The sequence below is a fragment of the Pueribacillus theae genome, assembly GCF_003097615.1.
Lineage (GTDB): Bacteria > Bacillota > Bacilli > Bacillales > UBA6769 > Pueribacillus > Pueribacillus theae.
Genome location: NZ_QCZG01000010.1, coordinates 1 through 17,966, shown reverse-complemented (window position 1 = coordinate 17,966; position 17,966 = coordinate 1). Strand labels below are relative to the sequence as shown.

The following is a 17,966-nucleotide window of genomic DNA, read 5'->3' as shown; positions in this document are numbered from 1 at the left end:
GAATTGGCTAATTCGTCGTCAATGTAACTAAAAAATAATGAACGGTTTGCTAGAGTTGGAACTACTTATTACATATAAAGGGAGTGTACAAATGTATTTAAAATACAGTAATAATGCGGATGAGCTTCAGAACAAATTAATTTCATTTATTGAAAGCAGATATGATTAAGGCGGTTATTTTTGATTTAGATGGTACTTTGTTAAATAGAGATGCTTCGATTCAAAAGTTTATAGTCGAACAATACGAGCGATTGAATAAATGGGTAGGCCATATTCCAAGAGAAAAATACATTTCAAGGTTTATAGAATTAGATAGCCGTGGATATGTTTGGAAAGATAAAGTTTATCAACAAATGGTCAATGAATTTAATATAAATAAAATAACATGGGAAGGTTTACTTCAAGATTATAAAGATGAATTTAAATATAGTTGTGTTCCCTTTCCTAATCTAATTAAGATATTAGACATATTAAAAAGCAGATCCATTCGTTTAGGAATGATTACGAATGGAAAAGGGCAGTTCCGAATGACTAATATAGAGGCTTTAGGTATTAAAAATTATTTTGATACGATACTCATTTCTGAATGGGAAGGTATAAAAAAACCTAATCCTAAGATTTTTAAAAAAGCATTAAGCCAACTCAATGTTTCAGCGAATGAGAGTATATACGTTGGAGACCATCCATTAAACGATATAAAAGGTGCTCAAAATATCGGAATGAAAGGAATTTGGAAAAAAGATATTCAGTGGGTAGATGTAGAGGCAGATTATGTAATTGATGATTTAAAAGAATTATTACCAATTATAGATGACAAATTAACAAGATCTGGTATCTAGGAAGGAATATCAAATTGTATCGAGACTGGTGTAGTAAGAGTACTTAGTTGGAGGAGAAAAATGGATGAAAATTAGAAAAGCTACAATAAACGATATTCCTGAATTAGCCTCATTAATGACGCAACTTGGTTATCCTACTTCAGTAGAAAAAATGGAAATTAGATTTAATAATATAGAATCGAACCCTAGTTATCATACGATAGTTGCCGATATCGGTGGAAAAGTTGTTGGTATGGCCGGTTTATGTACTGGGATGTTTTACGAATATGATGGTTCTTATATTCGAATTGTGGCTTTTGTTGTGGATTCTAACTATCGGAGAAAAGGACTAGGCAAAAAGCTAATCGAAGCAGAAAATTGGGCAAGAAAACAAGGCGCAAGTGTAATCGTTTTAAACAGCGGAAATCGAGAAGAGAGAAATAATGCACATCAATTTTATTTAAATCTGGGATTTAAAGACAAGAGTACTGGATTTGTTAAAAGTCTGCTCTAACTTAATAAAGGAGTAAGCAAAAATGCCTCTTAATGAAATTTTGCAGTTATTAAAATTAAGTTCTAATAATCGGAGTTTTGTATTAGGAATTGATGGTTTGGGTGGTGCGGGGAAAACAGCCTTTGCTCAAGTTGTTCTAAACTTTTTTGAAAAATTAGACATTAAAGCAATTGTCTTACATATTGATGATTTCATATATCCTAAAAATATTCGTTATGATATTACAAAAGAGGAAAGGTATTGTTACTATAACTTGCAATGGCGGTATGATTACTTAATAAATGAAATTTTGTCCCCAATTCATTCAGGAGTTGAAATTAATAAAGAAATAGAAATATATGAGAAAATCAATGATAATTATATTAAACGCCATATTAAGATTTCAAGGGATACAGTCGTAATTGTAGAGGGTGTATTTTTACAACGACCTGAATTAGGCCCTTTTTTTGATTACGTTATTTTTATAGATGTACCCAAGGATGTTCGGTTAAAAAGAGTAATTAACAGAGATTCATATATAGGAGGGACACCAGCTGTTAAAGAAAAATATGAACGACGTTATTTTCCTGCCGAAGAAATGTATATTTCTAGCTGTTCCCCTATTTTAAAAGCAAATTATATAATTAGATATTTAGAAGAATAGCAAAGGTAATAGTTAGCTGTAATCAAGCAGGATAGTGAATAATTGCCGGAAACAATAAATGTTCAATTTACCAATAATGGTGCTTGTAATCAAATTGAAAATCAAAGAACAGTGATGGTTATTGTTATATATATAATGTCCGATAAAAGCCATAAAAAATAATTCCTCATGTGCATGGTAGGCTATTGAGAGAGATTATTTTTCCTCGTGCTGCCTAGCCCCCTTTTGTCGGGTTCGGTTCTATTGTGGCCGTCGATATTGCCGTATCGACGGTCTTTATTATAATACGTTTTAACACTCTTTTCATGTACATTATATCACGAAAAATTAGCTTGTACCCTTATAACTATTTCTTAAGAAAATGAGCTACCTTTAAGGTTAGCATAGGCCCGAGAAATTCCTTTGAGTGAAAAAGAAAAATTACAACCATACGATCCTCGCCAGGCGAAATTGTGTTTTGGTTTTGTTACAGACGTATATTAAAAGACACAACAGCCTTACGTATGTTAAAGACAATTACATCCATGCTTCTTATGGCCGTATCCAGATGAAAAACGTTTGTAAAAATTAAAATAAAGGTACGCGTCCCTGCAAAGAGATTTTTAATTTCTTTGTAGCTTTTTTTGGTCTAAAACTTCCCATAGCTCGTATAAATAGTAGTACAAACTAGCTTGGGAGGGAAAAAGGATGCGTAAGCGTTTTAAATTTGCGTTTTTACTATTGCTTTCGCTTTTATTATTCATAATCGCCGGCTGTGGTCTGATAGGAAAAAATAGAGAAGTGGATATTGATCCGCCGAAAGATGTCAGTTTGGTTGATGAAAATGAAGATGGAGAGCTTGCAGATGATAAAGAAGAATCTGCCAAAACATCTGAAGAAAATACCGCCGACGCCGAGAAAGTGAAAAGGCAACTATTTTTAATTGATGAGAAGGGTATGGTTGTACCGCAAATGCTGGAAATTCCTGTACCTGAATCAAAAGAGGTGGCTACTCAAGCGCTTGAGTATTTAGTAAAGGATGGACCCGTAAGCGAATTATTGCCAAATGGCTTTCAGGCGGTTTTGCCTGCAGGAACCCAAGTGCTCGGTGTAAACATTAAAGATGATACTGCAATTGCTGATTTCTCTGAAGAATTTAAAGAATATCAAGCGGCTGATGAACAAAAGATTCTTCAAGCAATCACTTGGACCTTGACACAATTTGACAATATTAACAAAGTTAAAATCCGCATCAATGGGCATGATCAAGAAGTCATGCCAGTCGATGGAACGCCAATTTCCGGAGGTGTCAGCAGGGAAGATGGAATTAACATTGATTCCGGAAGTGTAACAGATTTGTCAGATAGTGTTGGAGTCACGCTTTATTTTCTCGCCCAGTCTGGCGAGAACCGTTATTATGTCCCGGTTACTAAAAGAGTAGCTAAAAACGAAGAAAATGATAAAGTTGCCGCTGCGGTTAATGGGCTAATCGAAGGTCCTAGTTTACAATCTGGCTTGTTCTCTGATTTTCCAAAAGAAGTGGAAATATTGGACATTCTTAAAGATAGCGAAGGGCTTCTCACGCTTGATTTCAATGAAGCGATTCTTGACAACCAAAAAGCAATTTCCGATGAAGCGCTTCATTCCCTCGTCTTAACTTTAACCGAAAACGAGGATATTAAGGAAATTGCAATAAACGTCAATGGCGAAGCGAACGTTCTCACAGAATCTGGAAAACCTTTATCTCAACCTGTTACAAGAGACATGGTATCAGAAACAAAAGGTTTTTAAATATGCGGCTTCATTTGCGATTCACCTTCACGTATTTTATAATATATTTGGTTGAAAGGGGGCATCCAGCCTCCTCTTTTTTACTTAAAAAGACCATTCTATATAATAAGGAACAAAAGATTTTAATAGCAGTCTTTTGAGTTTGGCTCTCTAAATGAAGAGAACTGGGGAAAGATCAACGTTGTTTTACTCGTAGTCGCCCGGAAGGTTTCGAAGTGTCTTGAATACATCCTTGCCATCCTCAAATCCAACTGTGTTTAAAATTCTTTGTTCAACGTATATAGCAATTATTTTTAATGATGTTTTTCTATTTTTAAGGAGGGCCCCATGAGAATTGACGGAAGAAAACATGATCAAATGAGAGAAGTACATATTGAAAAAGACTACATTAAACATCCAGAAGGATCGGTATTCCTATCTGTTGGGGGTACAAAAGTCATTTGTGCAGCAAGCATAGAAGAACGTGTACCGCCTTTTATGCGGGGACAGGGGAAGGGCTGGATTACAGCGGAATACGCCATGCTCCCGAGGGCAACGGAGCAAAGAAACATTAGAGAATCAAGCAGAGGCAAGGTTTCTGGAAGAACGATGGAAATTCAAAGATTAATTGGCAGGGCCTTGCGATCAGTGGTTGATCTAAATCTTCTGGGAGAAAGAACTCTTTGGCTTGACTGCGATGTCATTCAAGCCGATGGCGGTACTAGAACTGCTTCTATTACAGGTTCTTTTGTAGCGATGTCCCTCGCTTTTCATAAACTGCTTGAACGAGAAACGATCAAGCAGATGCCGGTTAAAGATTTTCTTGCTGCCATATCTGTTGGGGTCATAGAGGAGTTCGGTGAAATTTTGGATTTGAACTATGCGGAGGATTCAAAAGCGCTTGTAGATATGAATGTTGTCATGACAGGAAACGGTGAATTTGTTGAATTACAAGGTACTGGAGAGGAATCAACATTTTCTTATCCCCAACTTGATGCAATGCTGAAACTTGCTTCAAAAGGGATCAATGAATTAATTGCTACACAAAAAGAAGTATTAGGCGAGATTGCTAACGATATAGGCAAGTAGGGATGGTTAAACGATGAAAACAATTTTAATTGGAACAACAAATCTTGGTAAATTGAATGATTTCAAGAAGCTATTTGAAAAAGAAGGCATTATTGTTAAATCGCTGCAGGATTATCCAGAGGTGATTGATGTCGAAGAAACCGGCGACACGTTTCAAGCAAATGCTATTTTAAAGGCTGAAGCATTTAGCCGAAAATATAATGAAATTGTCATTGCCGATGATTCCGGCCTTGCGATCGATGCATTACATGGAAGGCCAGGCATTTATTCCGCGCGTTATGCAGGTGAAGATAAAAGCGACGAAGCTAACATCCAGAAAGTGCTTAAAGAAATGGAAGGGATTCCGGTTGAAAAAAGAACAGCCACGTTTATTTGTACATTAGCAGTTGCAAGGCCTGGTAAAGAAACCATTGTTTTTGAAGGGAAATGTTCAGGATTTATAACAGAAGAACCTAAAGGAAATCATGGGTTTGGATATGATCCTATTTTCTATGTGCCGGAAAAAAATAAAACGATGGCAGAGCTGACAACCGAAGAGAAAAATGAAATTTCTCATAGGAAGCGTGCAATGGATAAATTAAAAAGTGAATGGGAGTCGTTGTTTTAAAATTCCTCCCGTTCTTTGTTTTTCTTGCCAAATAAGATTGACATAAGAAAGAAAATAAGTTATATTATAAAACGTCGCCAATGGATGACGTTTTTTCTTGCGGGTGTAGTTTAGTGGTAAAACAAGAGCCTTCCAAGCTCTGGTCGTGGGTTCGATTCCCATCACCCGCTCCATAAAAATTTAATTAGTCCCGGTAGCTCAGCTGGATAGAGCACGATCGAGTAAGCTTTCAGAAATTTCTACAGCGTACCCGTCGAGCCGCATCCATGAAAAAGCAAACTGAGATGGGGACGACAAACTGAATAACACCTTGAATTACGTCCCAGTAGCTCAGCTGGATAGAGCAACGGCCTTCAAGAATAGGAGCCTCTAAAGGGAAACAAGAACCTTTAGAGTGGACGACACTATATCGGTGAAGCCTTAACAGGTTATGCTGATGGTAATACCGAGGAAACTTACGATTTCCTTTTTTATTTAAAGGAAATCTAGGAGTTTTGAAGGTTCAAGTTGGACTTGAGGGTAAAAACTCCAAAGAATAATCAACTGAATTATCGTGAGGTTCCGTAGAGACTATACGTGTCGCACCTGAAATGGTGAAGATATAGTCCAGACCACAAACAATATTATGTTTGGTGACGAAAGTCATAGTGGTAAGCTAAGCCGTCGGTCGGGAGTTCGAATCTCTCCTGGGACGCCATCAAAAAAGAAACGATTCCTATGTTTGTACAAGTATAAACATATCTTTTTAACTGTTTCTATTTTTTTTGCGAAAAACGGTTGACCATTGAAGGAAATCGTCGTATGATAGTCCTTAAACATAACTTGATGAAGATCATTGAAGTGGTTGAGGAACTTATTTAAGATCAATTAGAATTTTATTATAAAGAAATAATATAATAGTAATACCGAATAGATTGTTAAAACGATGAGAAGGTAAAAGGACGGGGAGTCGATAACTCCAGAGAGCCGGGTCGCTGAAAACCGGTGTTATCCCCCGCGCCGACTTCGCCTTTGAGTGATTTTCTGAAAGTGGGAAAAACCCATCATTAGGATGATCCGAGTGAACCACACTCGTTATCAAAAGGACGGAACTGAGAAGAAATACGATCGTCCGTGAGACGGCTGTTCGAAAGGACACCGTGAAAAAGGGTGGTACCATGAAAAGAAACCTTTTCATCCCTTTAGACTTCTATGGAGTCTATTCGGGATGGAAAGGTTTTTTTGTATTTATGGAATGAAAGCCAAAAGCAAGCCCAATTTACTAATTCTTATATAGGGAGGAGATTGTTATGGCTGCGAATGTAAAGCTTGAAAATGAAAAAGAAGCAAGAAACAAATTGTCGGGCGCGTCAATTCTCATAGAATCATTAAAGAGAGAAAATGTTGAAATGATTTTTGGTTATCCGGGTGGAGCTGCTCTCCCTATCTATGATGCCCTTTATGGACAGTCGATTAAGCACGTCCTTACAAGACATGAACAAGGGGCGATTCATGCGGCTGAAGGATATGCCAGAGTTTCAGGGAAACCGGGCGTCGTATTGGCGACTTCCGGGCCTGGAGCGACTAACCTTGTGACAGGAATTGCCGATGCAATGCTTGATTCCTTGCCTCTCGTTGTTTTAACAGGACAGGTAGGAACAAATGTTATTGGGTCTGATGCCTTTCAAGAAACGGATGTTATGAGTGTTACAATGCCGATTACAAAACATAATTACCAAGTGAGAGATGTGAAAGACATACCAAGAATTATTAAGGAAGCATTTCACATCGCGTCAACAGGAAGGCCGGGTCCAGTACTTATTGATATTCCTAAAGACATAGCAACTTCCGACGGTGAATTTAGTTACCCTGATTCTGTTAACTTGCCTGGCTATCAGCCGACAACAACACCAAATCTACTGCAAATCAAAAAATTAAGCGAAGCAATTAAACGTGCTAAAAAGCCAGTTATCCTTACAGGTGCCGGCGTTATTTTCTCAAAAGCGCATCATGAATTAACACAATTCGTTGAAATGACGAACATCCCAGTTGTATCAACTTTGCTTGGTTTAGGCGCAATATCGGGAAATCATCAACAGTTTATTGGCATGGCTGGGATGCACGGGCTGTATGCAGCGAACATGGCAATTTATGAGAGTGATTTGCTAATTAATATCGGGGCGCGCTTTGACGACAGGCTCACAGGCAACCCTGCAGTTTTTGCACCGAATGCAAAAGTAGCCCATATTGATATTGACCCGGCTGAAATTGGTAAGATCGTTGATACGCAAATCCCAATTGTCGGGGATGCAAAAGAGGCCATAGTTGCACTTCTTAACGAAACGGAAAAAGGCTTATCTTTTACAGAATGGAATAGCCATTTAAAGAACTATAAAAAAGAATTCCCGTTTTGGTATAAACAAGAAGGCAATGAGTTAAAGCCGCAAAAATTAATCGAAATGATTCATGAGTTGACAGATGGAGAAGCAGTTGTAACAACCGATGTTGGCCAGCACCAAATGTGGGCTGCTCAATATTACAAGTTTAAACAGCCGAATCGCCTCGTAACATCCGGCGGGCTTGGAACAATGGGATTTGGCCTGCCGGCTGCAATCGGAGCGCAAATGGCTGAACCCAATCGTACGTGCGTCTCCATTGTTGGTGATGCCGGATTCCAAATGACAAACCAAGAACTTTGCTTGATTGAAGAACTTAATTTACCAATTAAAATCGTGATTGTAAACAACTATTCACTTGGCATGGTCCGCCAATGGCAGGAACTCTTCTATGAAGAGCGCTATTCTGAATCATTAATGCCGCATCAACCCGACTTTGTAAAACTTGCTGAAGCGTATGGCATTCAAGGTGTGAGAGTGGAATCGCTTAGTGAAGCCGAAAGCGTATTAAAAAATGTAATCGATCTTGACCGCCCGCTTCTTATCGATTGCCGCGTTACACCAGACGAAAATGTATACCCAATGGTTCCGACTGGAAAAGGATCGCATGAAATGATTGGGGTGAGACCATGAAACGCATTATTACATTGACTGTGAACAATCAGGCAGGTGTCCTTAACCGGATTACCGGATTGTTCATGAAACGGCAATACAATATTGAGAGCATTACAGTTGGCCATGCTGAAACGCCTGGCATTTCCAGAATGACTTTTGTTGTAAATGTAGAAGATGAACACAAGCTTGAACAAGTCATTAAACAGCTCCATAAACAGATTGACGTTCTTAAGGTGAACGATATTACAGATCAAGCCATCGTGGCCAGAGAGCTTGCTTTAATCAAAGTAATGATTACAACACCGCAAACAAGGAATGAACTGTTCAGTTTGATTGAGCCATTCAGGGCAACTGTAATTGATGTGAGCCAATCAAGCATGACCGTTCAAGTAACAGGGGATCCTGATAAAGTGGAAGCTCTTATTAACTTGCTTCGACCGTTTGGCATTAAAGAATTGGGCAGAACAGGTGTAACAGCATTCACAAGGGGCACACAGAAACAAGAAAACGAGATTAAATCATTTTCAATTATTAATTAAAACATATAAAGAGGAGAGATTTATCATGGCAAAAGTTTATTACAACGGTGATGTACAAGAGGATTTACTACAAGGAAAAAAAATTGCAATCATCGGTTATGGGTCCCAAGGACATGCACATGCACTTAATTTAAGAGACAGCGGGAATGACGTTGTTATTGGATTAAGAAAAGGAAAGTCTTGGGAACAAGCGGAAGAAGACGGATTTAATGTGTATTCTGTAAAAGAAGCAGTTGAACAATCTGACGTCATTATGGTACTTTTGCCTGACGAATTTCAGCCGGAAGTATACAAAAATGAAATCGAACCAGGTTTAACAGAAGGAAAAGCCCTTCTATTCGCCCATGGCTTTAACATTCACTTCCATCAAGTTGTTCCACCAAGCAATGTTGACGTATTGCTTGTTGCGCCAAAAGGGCCAGGACATCTTGTAAGAAGAACATATACGGAAGAAGCAGGCGTGCCAGCATTGTTTGCAATTCAGCAAGACGTCACTGGCAAAGCGAAGCAGCTTGCATTATCTTATGCAAAAGGAATCGGAGCCGGACGTGCGGGCGTATTGGAAACTACTTTCCAAGAAGAAACTGAAACAGACCTATTTGGAGAGCAAGCTGTTCTTTGCGGTGGATTAACTTCACTTGTAAAAGCAGGATTTGAAACGCTTGTTGAAGCTGGATACCAACCTGAAGTTGCTTATTTTGAATGCTTGCATGAATTGAAGCTAATTGTTGACCTCATGTATGAAGGCGGACTTGCCGGCATGCGCTACTCCATCTCTGACACTGCACAATGGGGTGACTTTGTATCCGGACCGCGCGTGATTACAGAAGATACGAAAAAAGCAATGAAAGAAGTATTAGAGGATATTCAAACTGGTAAATTTGCAAAAGGCTGGATCCTTGAAAACCAAGCAAATCGTCCTGAATTCAAAACGATTAATAAAATTGAAAATGAGCATCTCATTGAAGAAGTTGGAAGCAAGCTTCGTGAAATGATGCCATTTGTTAAATCAAAGTCAAAAGAAGTTGTCGGCAGCAAAAACTAATTAAAGTGAGTGTTCAAAAAGGAGGACAACGAGAGGCAAGAAGATCGAGGAAGCGCAGCTTTGAGCACCGCAGCGTATGTTTGTAGGATACGTGAGGAGCGGAAGAGCAAGCTGACGAAGAGATTCGCAACCTATCGTTCCCGGACTTTTTGAACAACCTCTTAAATAATAGAATGTCGCCAGTAGTCTAACATTGAAGCAGGAGGACGATCCGATATGAAAAAACAAATTGCTGTTCTGCCTGGTGACGGAATTGGAGCAGAGGTTGCCGAAAGTGCTATAAGCGTTTTGAAAGTGGTAAGTGAAAAGTTCGGACACGAATTCGAATTTAAAAAAGGGTTAATCGGAGGGTGTGCCATTGATGAATACGGCACACCCTTACCCGATGAAACGCTAACCATTTGTCGGGAAAGTGATGCGATTTTATTAGGAGCTGTTGGAGGACCGAAGTGGGATGGAAATCCAAGCGAACTTCGTCCAGAAAAAGGCCTGTTAACGCTTCGCAAATCACTTGATTTATTCGCCAACCTACGCCCCGTCACAGTATTTGAAAGCCTTGCGGAGGCTTCAACATTAAAATTTGAAGTTGTAAATGGTGTCGATCTAATGATCGTACGCGAGCTTACCGGCGGGCTTTATTTCGGCAGGCCGAGTGAACGGATAGGCGAAAATAAAGATGCCGTTGTCGATACACTCCATTATACGAGAAAAGAAATTGAAAGAATTGTTCAAAAAGGGTTTGAATTGGCGCAAGTCCGTAGAAAGAAATTAACATCTGTAGATAAAGCGAATGTACTTGAATCAAGCCGGATGTGGAGGGAAGTTGTTGAGGAGATTGCCCCCAAATTCCCTGATGTCGAATATGATCATAGGCTTGTTGATGATGCTGCGATGCAGTTAATCAGAAATCCTAAACAGTTTGATGTCATTGTGACAGAAAATTTATTCGGCGATATTTTGAGCGATGAAGCGTCAATGATGACAGGTTCGCTCGGTATGCTGCCATCGGCAAGCCTCAGCGCAGATGGTCCGGGCCTTTATGAACCTGTACACGGTTCGGCGCCGGATATTGCCGGCCAAGGTAAAGCAAACCCTTTGGCTATGATCCTTTCATCAGCAATGATGCTGAAATATTCATTTAATCTAAGTGAAGAAGCAAGCGCCATTGAATCGGCTGTTCAAAACGTGCTGAATGAAGGATACCGTACGCAAGATATTGCTGATTCACATTCACCTGTTATTTCTACAACCGAGATGACAGAAAAGGTAAAGGCGGCATTAACTGAATAGTTTTGTGTCAAACGAGAGGAGGAACAATTTTGGCGCCTAGAACAATATATGAAAAACTATGGGATAACCATGTTGTTATCGAAGAGAAAGGCAAACCAGCTTTGCTTTATATCGATTTGCATCTTGTCCATGAAGTAACATCCCCCCAGGCCTTTGAAGGGCTGCGCATAAACAACCGAAAAGTAAGACGTCCTGATTTGACGTTTGCAACGATGGACCATAACGTTCCGACTGTTGACCGATTTAACTTGCAGGACTTAATTGCAAAAAAACAAATCGAAACACTGGAAAAAAACTGTAAGGAGTTCAATATTCCATTGTTCGACCTGGAGAGTCCTGAACAAGGAATTGTCCATGTTATAGGACCTGAACTCGGCTTAACCCAGCCTGGGAAAACAATCGTATGCGGTGACAGCCATACATCAACACACGGAGCTTTCGGCACGCTTGCATTCGGAATCGGAACGAGTGAAGTCGAACATGTGCTTGCGACACAAACATTATGGCAAGCAAAGGCAAAAACATTAAACGTTGAAATCAACGGGAAGCTTGATCCTTATGTAACGGCGAAAGACGTTATTTTACACATTATAAAAGAAAACGGCATCGGATTCGGTACTGGCTATGTCATTGAATATACAGGCGATACAATCCGGAACATGTCAATGGAAGAGCGGATGACAATCTGTAATATGTCAATTGAAGGCGGGGCAAAAGCTGGTTTAATCAGCCCTGATGAAGTGACATTTGAATATATCAAAGGCAGGAAATATGCACCAAAAGGTGAGGACTTTGATAAAGCCGTAGAAGAATGGAAAAAGATTGCGACTGATGAAGGTGCGGTTTACGACAAGACGATTAAAATTGACGCAAGCCAAATTAAGCCTCAAGTAACATGGGGAACAAATCCTTCGATGGGAATTTCGATTGATGAAAAAATTCCTTTCCCAAGTGATTTCACTTCAGAAACGGATCAAAGAGCGACAGAAAGCGCACTTGAATATATGGGTCTTGAGCCGGGTACACCGATCAGTGAAATTGAAATCCAACACGTGTTCATCGGTTCTTGTACGAATTCAAGAATCAGCGATTTGCGATCTGCGGCGGAAGTGGTTAAAGGCAGGAAAGTCGCAAACACCGTGACCGCCGTTGTCGTACCAGGTTCACAGCGAGTGAAAGAAAAGGCAGAAGAAGAAGGCCTTGACAAAATATTTATTGATGCGGGCTTTGAATGGCGTGATTCAGGCTGCAGTGCATGCCTTGGAATGAATCCGGACATCATTCCGGAAGGAGAACGTTGCGCTTCTACTTCAAACCGTAACTTTGAAGGGCGTCAAGGAAAAGGTGCACGTACGCATCTCGTCAGCCCTGCAATGGCGGCTGCAGCGGCAGTGACAGGAAAATTCACAGACGTCCGTTCATTAGAAAAAGAAGCCGTTTCCTAAAGGAGGTGCACGAAATGAAACCAATTAAAGTGTTTAAAGGAAAAGTGGCTTCGCTCGATCGGGTAAACGTAGACACCGATCAAATTATTCCGAAACAGTTTTTAAAAAGAATTGAGCGTAGCGGCTTCGGGGAATTCTTATTTTATGATTGGCGCTATAAAGCACCAGGTAAGCTAAATGAAAACTTTGAATTAAACCAGCCTGAAAACCAAGGCGCTGAAATTTTGGTAACCGGCGATAATTTTGGATGCGGTTCGTCAAGAGAACACGCACCTTGGGCGCTTCTTGACTACGGATTCAGAGTGATTATCGCACCAAGCTTTGCGGATATTTTTTATAACAACTGCATGAAAAATGGCATTCTGCCTATCCGTTTGGACGATGAAAAAGTCAAAGAACTGATGGCAAAAAAAGCATCAGATGCAGATTACGAAGTAACTGCTGATTTGGAACAGCAAATGGTTTATGATTCATCGGGTTTTCAAGCATCCTTTGACATCGATCCGTACTGGAGAGAAATGCTGCTAAACGGATGGGATGAGATTGCCGTCACTCTTCGGCATGAAGACGAAATCCGGGCATTTGAAAACAGTAGATAAGAAGCCATTTGAAATGATATGATGGCGGCTTCCCCAAGCCTTAGTTGTAATCATTTACAGCTAAGGCTATATTAATTTTTCTTGTATTTCATTAAGTCACCTGATACACTGTAAAAAATATAGAGATAGAAGAGCTGCTTTAGTAAACGATAGAGTAGGCGATAATATGAGCAAGGACAAAAATAATGAAGAAGGTAAAATCATTCCTTTTCCTAATTTAAGTGATAAACTTGCCGAAAAAGGAATGGAAGCATTACAACAGAAACAATTTGAGAATTCTCTTCAATATTTTGAACAATTGCTCGATCTTGAACCAAAACACTTTCAAGCTAATTTTGGAAAAGCAATCAGCCTTGTCGAGTTAGGACTGCTTGAAGAAGCTGCTTATTTATGTGAACAAATGTTAAAAGAAGGAATTGGTGAATACTTTGAAGTTCTCCAAGTGTATGCTTCGATACTGATTCAGCTTGAAAAATATGAAACCATTGTGAATACGCTGGAAGTTGTTATCCAGGAAGAAAAGCTACCTCCAAATGCAGCTGAATATTTTTACCAACTATTGGAATTCAGCAGAAAGATGGTAGAGGCGAATAACAAAGAAATTGCGGTACAATCGCTAGCGGATTCCGAACTTAAGGAATTAAATGAAGCGTTGCACGGAGATCAAATAGAAAGGCAATTATTTGCAATAAACAAACTTAGCCGTAAGCCGGATAAACAGTCGCTCAACCTTTTAAAAAACTATTTAAAGGATGAAGAGAAAGATCCTATTTTAAAAAGTATCATCTTGCAAAAGCTTGCTGAGCAGAACATAAATGAAAAAATGAAGATACATAAATTTTCAAAGGAAATGACTGTCAATCCATCGAACATAAAAAATACATATGAAGCTCCTTTTTCGCAACATGTCATAAAGCTACTAGGCGAAAAAATCGAAAATGACAATCCTTCATTATACGACATAAGCTTGCAAATTTGGTCACAGTATTTATTTTCGCTTTATCCCTTCAAGCCGAATCCGTTAAACGAGAATTTATGGGCAGCCGCTGTTCATTTTGTGAGTTGCCGATTGAATGGATTTGCAGTTGAACCAGCTGAAGTTTCTAAAAAGTATAAAGTGGAAAATGAACAATTTATGAAGTGCGTCGATAAAATTTTTGAAATGGAAAAACAATTAAAAAGAAACGATTGACCGAAACCGTCGATATCATTGAAAACATGTCCATCTATGCTATAATAAAATGGTTGTAGAAATGAGAGTTCGAACTGAATAAGTGGAATAATGTAGATATGTTGGAGGTAAAGAAATATGACTGCTAAATGGGAAAAAGAACAAGGAAATCAAGGAATTCTCACTGTAGAAGTGACGTCTGATAGATTTAATGATGCACTTGACCAAGCTTTTAAAAAAGTAGTGAAACAAATAAATGTTCCTGGTTTCCGAAAAGGAAAAGTGCCACGCAAAATTTTTGAACAGCGCTTTGGAGTGGAAGCTCTATATCAAGATGCGTTGGATATTATCTTACCGGAAGCATATACTGAAGCTGTAGATGAAACAGGAATCGAACCGGTCGATCGACCTGAAGTGGATATCGAACAAATGGAGAAGGGCCAATCGCTTATTTTTAAAGCGACTGTCACTGTTAAGCCGGAAGTAAAACTTGGCGACTATAAAGGGTTAGAGGTTGAGGAACAAGATACAACGGTTACCGATGAAGATGTCCAGAAAGAGCTTACTCGCCTACAGGAAAATCAAGCTGAGCTTGTTATCGTAGAAGATGGGGAAGCCCAAGAAGGAGATACAGTCGTAATTGATTTTGACGGTTATGTTGACGGCGAGCCTTTTGAAGGCGGAAAGTCTGAAAATTATTCGCTTGAACTAGGTTCTGGTTCCTTCATCCCTGGTTTTGAAGAACAATTGATTGGTGAAAAAGCCGGTACGGAAAAAGATGTCAATGTTACGTTTCCTGAAGAATATCATGCGGAAGAACTCGCTGGAAAAGACGCTGTATTTAAAGTGAAAATCCACGAAATCAAACGCAAAGAATTGCCTGAATTAGACGATGAATTTGCAAAAGATGTTGACGAAGAAGTTGAAACTCTTGATGCTTTAAAAGAAAAACTCAGAAACCAACTTGAAGAAGATAAAAAGCATCAGGCGAAACATGCGAAAGAGGATGCGGTTGTTGAACAAGCAACAAACAACGCGGAAATTGACCTGCCGGAAGTCATGATTGAAACAGAGCTTGACCGCATGGTGCAAGATTTCGGGCAGCGTCTCCAAATGCAAGGGATGACCCTTGATATGTATTACCAATTTTCCGGCCAAGATGAAAATGCACTTCGTGATCAAATGAAAGAAGATGCCGAGTTCCGCGTGCGCACGAATTTAACGCTTGAAGCTATCAGTGAAGCTGAAAACATTGAAGCCACTGATGAAGAAGTAGAAGCAGAAATAAATAAAATGGCTGAAACGTACAATATGGAAGTGGAGCAAATTAAGGGAATGCTCAATATGCAAGGTGGGAATGAAGCTGTAAAGCGTGATGTGATCATTCGAAAAACAGTAGATTTTCTTGTTGAAAACAGCAAAGAAGTTCCTAAAGCTGAAGGAACTGAAGAAGAAGCCACTGAAGAGCAAAAAGAACAGACAGAAGAATAATATAAAGCAAACAAGGCACGCAAAACGTGCCTTGTTTGCTACACTACATAAACGATACATATAAGGCAAATAGTAATAACTGTTTGGAGCAAGTGCTTTTGTTTTAATTCGAATAAAAACTGTGATACAATGCAATACATAATGAGCGATTTCAAAAACAATTGTTCTTAAATGATGCTCGAATGATTCAAAATTATGCAGGACGATGGAAAAAATCAGGCATACTGTTCTTAAAGAGGATGTTCAAAAAGTCCGGAGGCTTACAGGAGGTAAGTCAGTTCGACGTTATCACAGGACGTGATGCCTTTAGTCGAACTTCATTAATAGGCGGCGAATCTCTTTGTCAGCTTGCTCTTCCGCTCCTCACGTATCCTACAAACATACGCTGCGGTGTTCAGAGCTACGCTTCCTCGACGGAGCCAGGATGGCGACATTTCAACGTTGGCCACAAGGACGTGGCCTGCCTTTAGTTGAAATACTCTCTCGTTGTCCTCCTTTTTGAACACACACTTAAAATAAATTTTCAGGAAGTTAGCATAATTTATCAAGCTTATTCATCATGATAAGAGTAAGGGGTGAACGTTATGTTTAAATTTAACGATGAAAAAGGACAATTAAAATGTTCTTTTTGTGGAAAAACACAAGACCAAGTCCGCAAGTTAGTTGCAGGGCCTGGAGTATATATTTGTGATGAATGTATCGAATTGTGCACGGAAATTGTGGAAGAAGAATTGGGCAGTGAAGAAGAAGTTGAGATTAAAGAAATACCAAAGCCTCATGAAATCCGCGAGGTCCTAAACGATTATGTCATTGGGCAGGACAGGGCTAAAAAATCCCTTTCAGTTGCCGTATATAACCATTATAAACGGATCAACACAACTCAAAAAAACGATGATGTGGAACTTGCAAAAAGTAATATTGTTTTGCTTGGCCCAACTGGAAGCGGAAAAACATTGCTTGCGCAAACATTGGCCCGAATTTTGAATGTCCCGTTCGCGATTGCAGATGCAACATCGCTTACTGAAGCTGGCTATGTCGGAGAAGATGTTGAGAACATTTTATTGAAACTAATCCAAGCAGCAGATTACGACGTTGAGAAAGCCGAAAAAGGCATCATTTATATTGATGAAATCGATAAGGTTGCACGCAAATCGGAAAACCCATCGATTACCCGCGATGTTTCCGGTGAAGGTGTGCAGCAGGCGCTTTTAAAAATATTAGAAGGTACAACAGCAAGTGTCCCACCACAAGGCGGCAGAAAACATCCGCATCAGGAATTTATCCAGATCGATACGACGAATATTTTGTTTATCGTTGGCGGAGCATTTGACGGAATCGAACAGATTGTAAAAAACCGCCTCGGTAAAAAAGTAATCGGCTTCGGCGCTGACTCAAGCAAGGAAGAACTAAAAGACAATGAATATTTGTCAAAGGTATTGCCGGAAGATTTGCTTCGATTCGGATTGATTCCAGAATTCATCGGCCGGTTGCCTATTCTTGCGACACTTGAACAATTGGATGAAGAAGCACTCGTTGATATTTTAACTAAGCCTAAAAATGCCCTTGTAAAACAGTATCGAAAGCTGCTCGAATTTGATGATGTCGAGCTCGAATTTGAAGATGAGGCACTCGTCGAAATTGCAAAACAAGCGATCGAACGAAAAACAGGAGCAAGGGGCCTTCGTTCCATTATTGAAATGGTGATGCTCGATGTGATGTATGACTTGCCGTCACGCGAGGACATAAAAAAATGTATTATAACGAAAGAAACGATTACCGAAAACCAGCCGCCAAAATTGTTGTTGGAAGATGGAACGGTCGTTCAAGAAAGTTCAAAAAAAGAAACACCAAAAGAAAGTGCATAGAAGCATTTGGAGAAAAACCAGCTGAACCCAGTTGGTTTTTCTGCCTTTTTTGTGAAAAGAAAACCATACGCTAGGCGTATGGTTCCGGAAAGCTTTCAGCGATGTATCAAA

Annotated in this window: 15 protein-coding genes and 1 tRNA gene; all 16 read left to right on the top strand. The window is 39.5% G+C overall.

Annotated features, from left to right (window positions below; genetic code table 11):
• The first annotated feature begins 161 nt into the window (after window positions 1-161).
• The 16 genes from DCC39_RS06525 to clpX all read left to right on the top strand — a co-directional run bounded on the left by DCC39_RS06525 (window position 162) and on the right by clpX (window position 17,855).
• Window positions 162-839, top strand: a complete 678-nt coding sequence (locus tag DCC39_RS06525; RefSeq protein ID WP_116554091.1) for an HAD family hydrolase — start codon at window positions 162-164, stop codon at window positions 837-839.
• A gap of 64 nt (window positions 840-903) precedes the next feature.
• Window positions 904-1,332, top strand: coding sequence for a GNAT family N-acetyltransferase (locus DCC39_RS06520; protein ID WP_116554090.1), 429 nt, complete (start codon window positions 904-906; stop codon window positions 1,330-1,332).
• Between the two features lie 22 nt (window positions 1,333-1,354).
• Window positions 1,355-1,975: a nucleoside/nucleotide kinase family protein gene (locus tag DCC39_RS06515; protein WP_116554089.1), complete on the top strand. Its 621-nt coding sequence runs from the start codon at window positions 1,355-1,357 to the stop codon at window positions 1,973-1,975.
• Between the two features lie 687 nt (window positions 1,976-2,662).
• Window positions 2,663-3,745, top strand: coding sequence for a GerMN domain-containing protein (locus DCC39_RS06510; RefSeq protein WP_116554088.1), 1,083 nt, complete (start codon window positions 2,663-2,665; stop codon window positions 3,743-3,745).
• Between the two features lie 327 nt (window positions 3,746-4,072).
• The gene (gene rph, locus DCC39_RS06505) at window positions 4,073-4,813 is read left to right on the top strand and encodes a ribonuclease PH (RefSeq protein WP_116554087.1); all 741 of its coding nucleotides are present in this window, start codon (window positions 4,073-4,075) and stop codon (window positions 4,811-4,813) included.
• 13 nt (window positions 4,814-4,826) lie between these two features.
• Window positions 4,827-5,420 (top strand): XTP/dITP diphosphatase, encoded by a 594-nt coding sequence (locus DCC39_RS06500; RefSeq protein WP_116554086.1) that lies wholly within the window; start codon window positions 4,827-4,829, stop codon window positions 5,418-5,420.
• 99 nt (window positions 5,421-5,519) lie between these two features.
• Window positions 5,520-5,593 (top strand) — tRNA-Gly (locus DCC39_RS06495).
• A 1,116-nt stretch (window positions 5,594-6,709) separates the two neighbouring features.
• Window positions 6,710-8,428 (top strand): acetolactate synthase large subunit, encoded by a 1,719-nt coding sequence (gene ilvB / locus DCC39_RS06490; RefSeq protein ID WP_116554085.1) that lies wholly within the window; start codon window positions 6,710-6,712, stop codon window positions 8,426-8,428.
• Window positions 8,425-8,949 (top strand): acetolactate synthase small subunit, encoded by a 525-nt coding sequence (gene ilvN / locus DCC39_RS06485; RefSeq protein ID WP_116554084.1) that lies wholly within the window; start codon window positions 8,425-8,427, stop codon window positions 8,947-8,949. Before ilvB ends, ilvN begins: the two co-directional genes overlap by 4 nt.
• A gap of 25 nt (window positions 8,950-8,974) precedes the next feature.
• Window positions 8,975-9,994: a ketol-acid reductoisomerase gene (gene ilvC / locus DCC39_RS06480; protein ID WP_116554083.1), complete on the top strand. Its 1,020-nt coding sequence runs from the start codon at window positions 8,975-8,977 to the stop codon at window positions 9,992-9,994.
• A gap of 216 nt (window positions 9,995-10,210) precedes the next feature.
• Complete coding sequence (gene leuB / locus DCC39_RS06475; RefSeq protein WP_116554082.1) at window positions 10,211-11,284, top strand: 3-isopropylmalate dehydrogenase; 1,074 nt, start codon at window positions 10,211-10,213, stop codon at window positions 11,282-11,284.
• Window positions 11,285-11,313: 29 nt separating this feature from the next.
• The gene (gene leuC, locus DCC39_RS06470) at window positions 11,314-12,729 is read left to right on the top strand and encodes a 3-isopropylmalate dehydratase large subunit (RefSeq protein ID WP_116554081.1); all 1,416 of its coding nucleotides are present in this window, start codon (window positions 11,314-11,316) and stop codon (window positions 12,727-12,729) included.
• 14 nt (window positions 12,730-12,743) lie between these two features.
• Window positions 12,744-13,328, top strand: coding sequence for a 3-isopropylmalate dehydratase small subunit (gene leuD / locus DCC39_RS06465; RefSeq protein ID WP_116554080.1), 585 nt, complete (start codon window positions 12,744-12,746; stop codon window positions 13,326-13,328).
• A gap of 166 nt (window positions 13,329-13,494) precedes the next feature.
• On the top strand, window positions 13,495-14,520 hold the full coding sequence (locus tag DCC39_RS06460) for a tetratricopeptide repeat protein (RefSeq protein ID WP_116554079.1): 1,026 nt from the start codon (window positions 13,495-13,497) through the stop codon (window positions 14,518-14,520).
• 117 nt (window positions 14,521-14,637) lie between these two features.
• Window positions 14,638-15,990: a trigger factor gene (tig, locus tag DCC39_RS06455; protein ID WP_116554078.1), complete on the top strand. Its 1,353-nt coding sequence runs from the start codon at window positions 14,638-14,640 to the stop codon at window positions 15,988-15,990.
• A gap of 584 nt (window positions 15,991-16,574) precedes the next feature.
• Window positions 16,575-17,855 carry an ATP-dependent protease ATP-binding subunit ClpX gene (gene clpX / locus DCC39_RS06450; RefSeq protein ID WP_116554077.1) on the top strand — a complete coding sequence of 427 codons (1,281 nt, stop codon included), beginning with the start codon at window positions 16,575-16,577 and terminating at the stop codon, window positions 17,853-17,855.
• The last annotated feature ends 111 nt before the right edge of the window (window positions 17,856-17,966 follow it).